Origin of the sequence: Clostridium sp. HV4-5-A1G (assembly GCF_900184915.1) — a bacterium.
Lineage (GTDB): Bacteria > Bacillota > Clostridia > Clostridiales > Clostridiaceae > Clostridium_B > Clostridium_B aromativorans.
Map to the genome: position 1 here is coordinate 1 of NZ_FXYI02000113.1, position 11,889 is coordinate 11,889.

9 protein-coding genes and 1 riboswitch are annotated in these 11,889 nt (G+C 33.2%); of the genes, 1 reads left to right on the forward strand and 8 read right to left on the reverse strand.

The features are described 5' to 3' along the window. Positions 1–240 precede the first annotated feature (240 nt). The 8 genes from J5G60_RS12130 to J5G60_RS12165 all read right to left on the reverse strand — a co-directional run bounded on the left by J5G60_RS12130 (position 241) and on the right by J5G60_RS12165 (position 10,890). Entirely contained in the window at positions 241–1,416 is a 1,176-nt protein-coding gene (locus J5G60_RS12130; RefSeq protein ID WP_150358484.1) for an iron-containing alcohol dehydrogenase, read from the reverse strand. 95 nt (positions 1,417–1,511) lie between these two features. Beyond that, a complete protein-coding gene (locus tag J5G60_RS12135; protein ID WP_150358483.1) occupies positions 1,512–3,698 on the reverse strand; it encodes a DNA topoisomerase III in 2,187 nt (728 codons plus the stop codon). Positions 3,699–3,957: 259 nt separating this feature from the next. Further along, complete coding sequence (locus J5G60_RS12140) at positions 3,958–4,389, reverse strand: hypothetical protein (protein WP_150358482.1); 432 nt, start codon at positions 4,387–4,389, stop codon at positions 3,958–3,960. Between the two features lie 224 nt (positions 4,390–4,613). Beyond that, positions 4,614–4,717: riboswitch (SAM riboswitch) on the reverse strand. A gap of 96 nt (positions 4,718–4,813) precedes the next feature. Beyond that, on the reverse strand, positions 4,814–6,148 hold the full coding sequence (glpT, locus tag J5G60_RS12145) for a glycerol-3-phosphate transporter (protein ID WP_150358481.1): 1,335 nt from the start codon (positions 6,146–6,148) through the stop codon (positions 4,814–4,816). 31 nt (positions 6,149–6,179) lie between these two features. After that, on the reverse strand, positions 6,180–7,523 hold the full coding sequence (gene pgtP / locus J5G60_RS12150) for a phosphoglycerate transporter protein PgtP (protein WP_442870523.1): 1,344 nt from the start codon (positions 7,521–7,523) through the stop codon (positions 6,180–6,182). Between the two features lie 128 nt (positions 7,524–7,651). Further along, positions 7,652–9,424 carry an ATP-binding protein gene (locus J5G60_RS12155; RefSeq protein ID WP_150358479.1) on the reverse strand — a complete coding sequence of 591 codons (1,773 nt, stop codon included), beginning with the start codon at positions 9,422–9,424 and terminating at the stop codon, positions 7,652–7,654. An 8-nt stretch (positions 9,425–9,432) separates the two neighbouring features. Continuing rightward, a complete protein-coding gene (locus J5G60_RS12160) occupies positions 9,433–10,116 on the reverse strand; it encodes a response regulator transcription factor (protein WP_150358478.1) in 684 nt (227 codons plus the stop codon). A 204-nt stretch (positions 10,117–10,320) separates the two neighbouring features. Then, positions 10,321–10,890 carry a tRNA (mnm(5)s(2)U34)-methyltransferase gene (locus tag J5G60_RS12165; protein WP_150358485.1) on the reverse strand — a complete coding sequence of 190 codons (570 nt, stop codon included), beginning with the start codon at positions 10,888–10,890 and terminating at the stop codon, positions 10,321–10,323. 377 nt (positions 10,891–11,267) lie between these two features. On the opposite strand from J5G60_RS12165, the gene J5G60_RS12170 reads away from it, so the two are divergent. After that, entirely contained in the window at positions 11,268–11,807 is a 540-nt protein-coding gene (locus J5G60_RS12170; RefSeq protein WP_150358477.1) for a helix-turn-helix domain-containing protein, read from the forward strand. The last annotated feature ends 82 nt before the right edge of the window (positions 11,808–11,889 follow it).

Below are 11,889 nucleotides of genomic sequence, written 5' to 3' on the forward strand. Positions count from 1 at the left end.
ATATTGAAATATTTATTACATTCTTATCTTATAAATGCAATTTCATAATAAAAAAATATCAAATAATTTGAATATATTTTAAACAAACACATAAATTACCTTCAACTGTATTTTTATAACATAACTTAAAAAGAGATATACCAAAAATATTTTTGATATATCTCTAAACTGTGTTCTCATAAAATATAACCTAATTTTGCCGCTGCATCTTAATGGATCAATTTTCATGATACCATCATGCTACTTACACAGATTAAGTATTTTTATTATATCCTCTTTCCCTATTTTTACAAATTGGCCTACTGTATTTGCACCATTATCCGTACATTTACTTGCCATTTCTTCTATTTTATCCTCAGGTATATTTCCCTCTTTCAAACTCGTAGGAAGACCCATGGATTTAAAGAATGCAGTAAGTCTTCTTATACCTTCCAGTGCGATATCTTCAGGAGAATTATAGGAAAGATCCACATCCCAGACTCTCACTGCAAATTGTACAAACCTGTTCATATCATGTTTATAGACATATTTCATCCATCCAGGAAAAACAATTGCAAGTCCTGCCCCATGGGCGATATCAGTTTCCCCACTCAGTTCATGTTCAATTTTATGAGATGCCCAATCTCCAATTCTTCCTGTACTCAATATATCATTGTGAGCTATAGTACCGCTCCACATTATCTCTGCCCTGGCATCATAATTTTCTGGTTCCTTCAAAACTATAGGTGCATTATTTATAACAGTTCTGAGAGCAGCTTCACAAAGTCTATCGGTAAGATCCACATGTTTCACATTTGTAAAGTATCTTTCCATTATATGTGCCATAATGTCAGCAGCACCACAGGCAGTCTGATATGCTGGAAGTGTAAACGTAAGCTCTGGATTCATGATTGAAAATACAGGCCTTATAAGCACCGTATTCAATCCTTTTTTATACCATCCATCTTCATTCATTATTACAGAACTATTGCTGGCTTCAGTTCCTGTAGCAGGCAGTGTTATTACAACACCTACAGGCAGTGATTCCTTTACCTGGGCTTTCCCGCAGTAGAAATCCCATACATCTCCATCATATGGTACTCCTACTCCAATTGCCTTGGCAGTGTCTGCGGCACTTCCTCCACCTACTGACAATATAAATTTTATATCATTTTCCCTGCAGATTTTTATACCCTCTTTAACGGGCCCCAATCTTGGATTAGGTTTTATCCCCGGAAGTTCTATAAATTCAATTCCATTTTTCTTCAAGGATTTTACTACTCTGTCATAGAGTCCAGATCTTTTTATACTCCCTCCGCCATAGCAAAAAAGAATTTTTTTAGATTTAGAATACTCTTTTACTTTGCTTCCAACAAATCTTTCAGTATTTCTGCCGAAAATAATTTCTGTAGCATTCTTAAAAATAAAATTCTCCATACAACATCCTCCTCGTCAAATTTTTCTAAATACATCCATTAACATTTTAACACTTACTTCTAAATAATTATAGATATAAACTTAAAAGCAGCAGCTTATTTTAATTTTAATTTAGAAAGCGCCTCCGCTAATGATGAGTTTATAGGTTTCTCGTTTTCTTTTTTTATTTTCTTCATATATTTTGAAACATCTTTTCTATTTAATTTATTCTCAGATTCTTTAAATCTTTTATTAAATAAGTCAGCTTTTTCTCTAAAACTACAATTAGGACATACATATATTTTCCCCTGGCCTTCTCCTCTGAGTTCAAGTTTTTTATGACATTCAGGGCATCTTACATTGGTAAATCTGCTTATATTTTCCCTATAGCCGCACTCTCTATCCTGACAGATATACATCATTCCACTCTTTCCCTTTACCTGAAGCATGTATTTGCCGCAGTGAGGGCATTTCTTGCCTGTAACATTGTCATACACAAATTTATCTTTACTTTTCTTTACATCTTCCACCAATCTCACTGCATACTTTCTCATCTTCTTTGAAAATATATCTGGTTTTTCATTACCTGTACTTATATCTTCAAGTTCTTTTTCCCATTTAGCTGTCATAAGAGGTGATTTAAGTCCTTCTGGAACTAAATCCACAAGCTGTTTTCCCTTGGATGTCGGAACAATTTCCCTACCTCTTTTTTCCACATAAAACATATTAAATAGTTTCTCTATTATGTCTGCCCTAGTGGCCACAGTTCCTATACCTCCAGTTTCTCCAAGAGTTTTGGCACTTTCACTGTCCAATTTCACATATTTTTGGGGATTTTCCATGGCCGATAAAAGAGTGGCCTCATTAAACCTGGCAGGCGGTTTGGTTTGAAGTTTGTTCAATTCCACAGCCCTTATATTTACGATATCACCCTTTTTTACTTTTGGAAGCAGCTGGCTGTCTTTTTCACCTTCTGCCTCCATTCCGGTTCCCCTCTCATATACCATTTTCCACCCTTTGGATTTTACTACATTCCCCACGGCTGTAAACAATTCTCCAGCAATATCTGCTTTTACAGAAGTTTGAACATACTCATAAGGAGGAAGCATAACTGCTAAAAATCTTTTTACAACCAGATCGTATATATTCATTTCTTCAGTACTCAATCTAGACAGCTGCACTCTTTCTTCCGTGGGAATTATGGCATGGTGATCTCCAATTTTGCCATTATCCACAAACCCTTTATGGGCATTTATTTTTTTACTCATTATCCGATCTGCAAATTTTTTATAACTTCCCAATGAAATAGCTTTCAATCTTTCAGGTATAGTTTCAAACACATCTGTAGAAATATACCTGGAATCAGTTCTTGGATAAGTCAATATCTTATAGTTTTCATAAAGTCTCTGCATTATTGAAAGTGTCTCTTTAGCTGAATAGTTGAATATCCTGTTGGCATCTCTCTGAAGTTCAGTTAGATCATACAGGGCCGGTGAAAATTTTCTTTTGTCATTTTCCACTACATCAACTACAGTACAAATCTTACCATTGATTTTCTTTACAATGCCATCTGCCTTGTCTTTATTAAAGATATTTGCCCTGCCGCTTTTTCTATCAACCCATTTCAATTTAAACTTATCGGATTTAGCAGTGATTTCATAATAATCCTTAGGTTTAAAATCATTTATTTCTTTTTCTCTGTTAACTATCATGGCCAGAGTTGCAGACTGTACTCTCCCTGCAGTAAGCTGTGCATTATATTTGCAAGTGAGGGCCCGGGTTATGTTAAGTCCTACCACCCAGTCCGCTTCTGCCCTGCACTGTGCAGCTCTATACAGATTATCATATTTAGAAGAAGGTTTTAAATTTTTAAATCCATTTATTATGGATTTATCCGTCTGTGAGGATATCCATAACCTTTTAAGAGGTTTTTTTATTCTGGCCTTTTCTATTATCCACCTGGCTACCAGTTCTCCTTCCCTTCCAGAATCCGTGGCAATTACTATTTCCCCTATATCCTTTCTATTCATCTGAGCCTTAACTATATTAAACTGTTTTCCGCTTTGCTTTATAACTACCAGCTTTAATTTTTCTGGAAGCATCGGCAGGTCTTCCATGTTCCAATTCTTATATTTTTCACTGTAGACTTCCGGATCCGCCAATGTTACCAAATGCCCGAGTGCCCAGGTCACTACATATCTGTCTCCCTCCAGATAGCCCGAGTTTTTTCTATTACACCTAAGTACCCTGGCCAAATCCCTTCCTACAGAAGGCTTTTCAGCCAATACCAATATTTTGCTCATACTTATTTCCTTTCATCATAGATTAAACTTCAAAAAATTAGAGATAGCATTTCCAAACTATCCCTTATTCTATCTATTTTATTATAATATTTATAATGGTTATTTACAAGCTAAAAGGCTGCAACCCGTCCGTTACTACTAATAAAAAAATACTACCCATCTATAAACGGATAGTATTTTTTCACTTCAACAATTGCATACAAAATTTGACTCTTATCACTGCTTTTTTTAAAACACAAGATATAAGAAATTTTTAGTTCTAGATTATTTTTCTCAGTTTTTCCGATGATTTGACATAATTACACAAATTCATATATTTTACTTTCAATTTATACACAGTATAGTTCTTTAAGTTTCCATTTCGAATATATTTCCCCTTATTTTTACCGCCTAAGGCCTTGAATACTCTATAAATTTCAGTAGAATATATTATTTTAGTCAATTTTCCAGAAACACATATTCTCTTAAACATCTTATACTTCTCAATTTTACTTTGAAAGTAAACATTGACTATAGAATCATTTTCAACATTCCCGATATCCTTATCTACAATAAAATATATATCTGTACAATCATTTATAAATTCAGCTATATTTATAATATATTTTTTATCAGTTTTATCCAATGTGATAAAATATGCCTTCTGGGACTGATCTATATATTTCATCGCATCATTTAATATTGCACTCATTTTCATACCCCTTTCCCACTAGTATTTGCCGCAATATTTATAATATTGATTTTATCTTTATGCTATTAAAAAAAGATTAAATCTTACTTATTCGCAGAATTCAATCCTTACGGATAAGTTCAACTTAACCTCTAGTTTTCTAGTTAGTCAACTAAAATATTAAATTTACTCATAGAGTCAAAAAACTTCCTATGGAGAAACCACAGGAAGTTATATCCTTTCATTTCTCATCTCTCAGGTTAACCTGCTGGAATTGGCACCATTGAATAATATAAATTCAGGTTGCCGGGTATCATAGGGCCAGTCCCTCCACCTCTCTTGATAAGAATCAATATTTAATTATTACAATTATATATTACAATTATCAAAGTATTTTGTCAATACTAATTTTTATTTTTGTGTTATTAATTTGTAATAATGTCACCTAGGAAGCTGCCGTTTGTTTATCATCTGTTGACCTGTCATGCACATTCCAGGTAAAGCTCAAGAATATTATAGACAAAATGCAGGATACCATAAGAAGAATAAATCCTCCATTCCAGCTGAATTTATCCACTATACTTCCCATAGCTACCTCAGCCAGGACCTCGCCTCCCATATATCCAAATAAACCTGTAAATCCAGCCGCAGTTCCCGATGCGTTTTTAGGTACCAAATCCAGTGCACTTACTCCTATAAGCATAACAGGACCATATATAAGCGCTCCAATAGATGCCAAAGCACAGTTAATTGCTATTGGGTTACTACTCTTCCAATATACAAATACTGCTATAGTTACACCTATCATGCATATTATTCCTATAGGTGCACGTCTCCCATGAAATACTTTATCACTTATCCAGCCCACTATTATTGTTCCAGGTATGGCCGCATATTCAAAAAGCGCAAAGGCAATGGAAGAGCTTCTAGTATCAAAATTTCTCACTTCCTTCAAATAAGTGGGAACCCAATTTATAACTCCATACCTTACAAGGTATACAAATATATTTGCTATGGCAATGTACCAGAGAAATTTATTATTCAGAACATATTTAAACAGTATCTCCTTACCTGTCATCTGTCTCTCCCTGTCATCTACATTTACATCAGGGTAATCATTTTTATACTCTTCTATAGGTGGAAGGCCAACGGACTGAGGCATGTCCCTGGCAAATACAATAAATAATATTCCCCCAACTATCGCAATAATTGCAGGCAGGTAAAAGACGCCCTTCCAATTTCCAAAAATAGAAACTCCTACCATAGCTATAACTGCTATAGTACCTCCTCCTACATTGTGTGCAGTGTTCCAAATGGACATTTTCACTCCACGTTCTCTATCTGAGAACCAATGGGTCATAGTCCTTCCGCAGGGAGGCCATCCCATTCCCTGAAACCATCCATTTAATAACATCAATATAAACATCAAGGTTATACTGGACGTAATAGGGAAAAAGAGATTTACAACTCCTGAGGTTATAAGTCCTAAAGCTAGAAAATATCTGGGATTTGCTCTGTCTGAAACATTTCCCATTACAAATTTGCTTATTCCATAGGCAAGCCCAAGAGCTGAAGCCACAAATCCCAACTCAGTCTTTGTAAATCCCTCTTGTATCAAATAAGTCTTTGCCAATGCAAAATTACTTCTCACAAAATAATAGATCATATACCCTACATATATACTTATAAAAACCTGGATCCTGTACCTTTTATACTGTCTATCTATCTGATCTTCCGGGAGCCTTTGTATATGGGGTGCCGGTTTAAGTACATCAAACATTTTAAACATTCCTCCTTACATATATCAAATATCAAATTTCCTCTAAATACCTATTCTCCATATATCTGTCTCTATTATGAATATTCCATGTAAGAGACAAAAAAAGTGTTCCAAGTACACAAGAGCTTATAATTATCATAAAAAATGCTGTCCATCCATAATACTGTATGCTTTTGCCAATCACAATTCCTCCAAAGGTAGTTCCAAATAAATATCCAAATAATCCTGTAAATCCTCCTGCAGCCCCTGCTGCCTTTTTGGGTACCAAGTCTATAGCCGCAACTCCTATGAGAGTCACTGGAATATAAATCAAAAGTCCCGTAATAAAAAGTGCCATTATATCAACTACATAGTTTCCAGCAGGATTCATCCAGTAAACCATTACAGCCAGCATTACAAGAAGCATCGACATTGTGGAAACAGGTCCCCGTCTTCCTTTAAATGTTATATCACTTAATTTTCCTGCAAAAATGACTCCAGGTATTCCTGCATATTCATAGAAAAAATAAAACCAATTTGTAAGATTCTGTGACAGCCCCTTTACTGTAGTAAGGTATACAGCACACCAATCAAGTATACTGTATCTCACTATATATACAAATATATTTGCAAAAGCAAGACACCATAGATATTTATTATTGAGAATATATTTAAAAAGTATTTCCTTTACTGAAAGCTCCCTTTCCCTATTATCAACTTTGGCACAGCAGTAATAGTCGTTTTTATATTCTTCTATAGGAGGCAATCCACATGAAACAGGATCCTCCCTCATAAATATAAAACAAAATATTCCTATCAATATAGCAGTTATTGCTGGAAAATAGAATATACCCTTCCAGCTGCCAAATATAGCTATTCCAACTACGGTCAAAGGAGCAATAATTCCATTAGCCAGATTATGTGAGATATTCCACGTACACATTTTTGTACCCCTCTCCCCATCTGAAAACCAGTGGGAAAGAGTTTTTCCGCAGGCCGGCCATCCCATGCCCTGGAAATATCCATTTAAAAATATAAGAAACAGCATAAATTTGAAACTATCAGCAAGGGGAAGTAACATATTGACCACTGCAGATAGTATTATACCCACAGATAAAAAAACTCTGGGGCTGCTTTTGTCCGATACAATCCCCATTAAAAATTTACTTATGCCGTAACTTGCAGAGAGAACAGACATTAAAATCCCCACTTGTGCCGTATCAAACCCTTCCTGTAATAAATAAGGTGCTGCCAGAGGGAAATTTTTCCTCACAAAGTAATATCCTGCATAACCTATAAATATGCTTATCATAAGTTGTTTTCTAAGTTTTTCATATTTACAGAATGTACTTTCCTGTGTTTTAAAAGAAGATTTACGATTTAATTTCTTAAGCATGCTTATCATAATTTTTCTCCAATTGAATAATATATTATTGTATACAATAAGTCTTAACAATATTAACATTATTAACATTATTAACACAATTAACATTATAGGATAGTTTTTCCTTATAGTCAATATATTTATGCATTCAAAGGCAATTTAATTATGAATTCACTGCCTTTGTTCAACTGACTCTTTAAATATATTTTCCCATTAAATTCATCGACTATATGCTTCACTATAGCAAGTCCAAGTCCTGTGCCGCCTTCAGACCGGCTTCTTGACTTCTCAACTCTGTAAAACCTCTCAAATATTCTCGGTATATCTTTTTCTGGAATTCCCACTCCATTATCCTTTATGCTTATATATGCAAATTTCTCCCTAGGCTCTGCCATTATCTTTATGTTCCCTCCACATTGCGTATATTTAAGAGCATTATCCAAAATATTTATTATCATCTGTCTGAACCAATCCCTGCTGCATAAATTAATTGAAAAATTTTTAACGGTTAAAATATCTATACTGATGTTTTTATTCATTGATCTATTTTTAAACATATACACTATTTCATCCAATTCCCTGTAGATATTTACCTTATCCATACTGGTATAATATTTTTTGCTTTCAAGCTTTGATAAAAGAAGTATATCATCTATCAACCTCTTTAATCTGTGCAGTTCACCATTTATTATATCTAAAAAACGGACTTGATTTTTATTATTACATCTATCATTCGAATTAACATTTTTAGACAGTGTCTGAGTAAAGCCCATTATGGTAGTAAGGGGAGTTTTAAGCTCATGGGAAGCATTTACAAAAAACTCGCTTCTAAGCTCCTCAAGTCTTTTTATCTCTGTAACATCTTCAAATACTATAATTATATTTTTACCATTTCTATTACAATTCAAATCATACTTTATCAAATTAGTAGTTACTTTAAAGATTTTTCCCTTAATCAGTGAAATTTCTCTCTGATTATATTTCCCTGTATCAAAAGTACATTTTATCATTTTCAAAAGTTCTTTTGAGTTTATAATATCTTTTAAATTTATTTTTCCCACGTTTGATTCCTTTATATTAAACATACTCTCTACAGTTGGATTTAAAAGCATTACATTCAATTTTTCATTCATTACCATTATACCGTGAACTATACTGTTTAATATAGAATTCAATTCTATATTCTTGTTATTCAATTCAACTATTGCACTATTTACACTCAAGGACATATTATTAAAACTTTCCGCAAGTTCCTGAAGCTCATCATTAGTATTTATCTTGACTCTGAATTTAAAGTTTCCCCTGGATATCTTTTTGGTAGCCATATTCAGTATATTTATAGGCTCCATCAAATTGTTCAAGAAAAAAAATCCAATTACAATCGCAATTATAGTGCCCATAAGTATTGATATCAAAATACAGCTTAAAAAGGCTCTGTTTAGATTATCAAATTCCTTTAGAGGTACAGAAAGCCTTATAATTATATTTTTACCCTGTATTTTCAAGGGCCTCACTGCCAGAAAAAAACTTTTTTGTTTTGTGTTTTCATCAATTCTTTCATTCACTGCAATATCATCATTAAAACAATTTTGTATTTCAAGTTTATCCATTTGATTTTTCCCAACCAGATTGACACCTGCCGAATCTGCAATTATATTGCCTTTTCCATCTAAAAACGTAACTTCGTTTCCTATCTGAGAAGAAAATTTTTTTGCTATTAAGTAATAATCTATGCTTTCCGCAGTGTCAGCATAACTCATCAGAGCACTTGTAATTAACTTTTCATTCACAATAAGTCTTTCTCTCATGTTTTTCATATAATAAGTTCTTAGAGAACTCAATGCCAGAGCTCCAGTTATTATTGAGCCAACCAAAAGCAGAATTATATATGTACCAAATAATTTTCTTTTCATAAATTCACCTACTTGATCATATAACCCAGTCCTCTAACGGTCTCTATATATTCAGGAAATTTGTCATTATCTTCCAGCTTTTTCCTCAATTTTCTAATATGGACGTCCAAAGTTCTTGAATCATTCAATTTTGAGCATCCCCATACTTCTTTTATTATCATATCTCTCGAAACAATATTTCCCCTGTTTTTGGCAAGCATCTGCAGCAGTTTAAATTCTCTCAGGGTAAATTCTATTTTTCTGCCGTTTTTGGTCACTTCATATTTGTCATTGTCTATAATAATGTTCCCAATTTTTATTATATTTCTATTTTTTATATCATTTTCCGGTACTCTTCTGAGTACAGCATCTATCCTGGCCAGAAGCTCATTTACACTGAAAGGTTTTGTTATATAGTCGTCACCACCAAGTTTCAATCCTACAATCTTATCGTTTTCTTCTTTTCTTACAGTTAACATTATTATGGGGATCTTACTGGTAACCGGATTCTTTCTTATGCGTCTACATACTTCAAATCCATCAATTCCTGGAAGCATTATATCCAGAATTATTATATTTGGAAGTTCTTCCTCTGCAATTTTAACTGCATCCAAACCATTATAACAACATTTAACTTGAAATCTGTCTTCCAAATTGACTTTTATAAGTTCTGTAATATTAACCTCATCATCAACTATCAATGCTTTCTTCATATTTATCTCCCTCTAAAAACACAATTTTAAATATCAACTTCATTAATAAAATAAATTTAAACCCTATACCCCCTAAAATAAGGGCTATAGGGTTATCCAATATTCCCTATTACTATTTTAAATTTTGGAAATTATTTTGTCAAATACTTCAATGACACAAATTTTTAAGAATGTTATGCAATCTGATGTTTATGTTTTCAATACTTATCTCTTTTCAATCGCCACAAGTATCGGCGGACAATTGATCTGATTTTCAAAGGATATTTTGACTACATTATATTTTTTTTGATCCAGGGTTTTCACATAACTTTCCAGTGCACCCTTTTCAATCTTACCCTGCTCGTGCCCATAGTACACTACTAAAATTACAACTCCATTTTGCTGAAGCAATTCAAGCGATTTTTCAACAGCAGCCAGTGTAGTTTCCGCCCTGGTGGTAATATCGTGATTCCCGCCGGGAAGATATCCCAAGTTAAAGATAATGAGTTTTACTTTTTCATGTATATATCTGTCCATGTTTTCATGTCCGTCATCTATAAGCTTCACCTGCTTCGACAAATTTCTCTCATCTATATTCTTTCTCGTAATGTCAACTGCCTCTCTCTGTATATCAAAGGCATACACTTTCCCCGAAGTACCTACAAGTTTCGCCAAAAGCACAGTATCAATGCCCTTTCCCATGGTGGCATCCACTGCAATATCTCCCTCGTCTAATTTTTTCATACATATATTTTTGGCAAGATCAACTGCATTAGTAAAATAGTTCTTAGTCATAGTCATAATCATCAACTTCCCTTATTTTATATGCTGTTAATAATTATACTATAAATTTTATCTAAAAAATCCAAAATTATACTTGCACAATTAATAAAATTATGGTGTAATTTACTTAAGGTTAAACAGGGAAATTTACTATTGAAGACAAAGAAAAAAGAAAAGTCGGAAGACCTGTTAAAAATCAATTAGAAGACGATAAGGAATATACTTACAGTATAATTTGGTTAAAAATAATGCAGTATTTAGGATTAAGTGAAGATATTTTTATAGACGGTGATGTATAAAGTATATGAACTCAATCATGAAAATATATATAAAAAGTATAAATTAATCTGCGAAATATAAGTTAAAATGTTAGTGTGGTGAATTATTTCATGAAGTTAGGTGAAAAAATTAGGAAATTGCGTAAAGAAAAAAAAATCAGTATTGCACAGCTTGCTGAAATGTCAAAATTAAGCACTGGGTTAATTAGTCAGATGGAAAGAGATCTAACAGTACCTTCTGTAGGATCACTTTGGGAGGTAGCAAAGGCATTAAATGTACATATAAATTACTTTTTCGATGAATATAATAATGATAATTTTATTATTAAAAGAGATGAGAGGAAAAAAATAATTTTGCCCAATTCAAATATTACTTATGAGCTTTTAAGTCCAAATACAAGACAAAAACTAGAAGTATTAATGGTAAATATCGAGCCAGGTATGTGCAGTTCTTATGAACAAATTTCTCACGAAGGCGAGGAATGTGGCTACATGATTAAAGGTATCATGAAAGTAAAATGGGGCTCTAAGGAATTTGTTATATCTGAAGGTGATAGCATTTACTATGATAGTACAACACCACATAGATTTGTTAATATCGGCAATGAAACTGCAATTTCTATTTGGTCGATGACACCCGCAAGTTATTAAAATCAAATAAAGTTAAATAGCCTCGGCTTAATACTCCATTAAGCTGAGGCTATTTAACTTTATTTTAATATTTTTATATTTC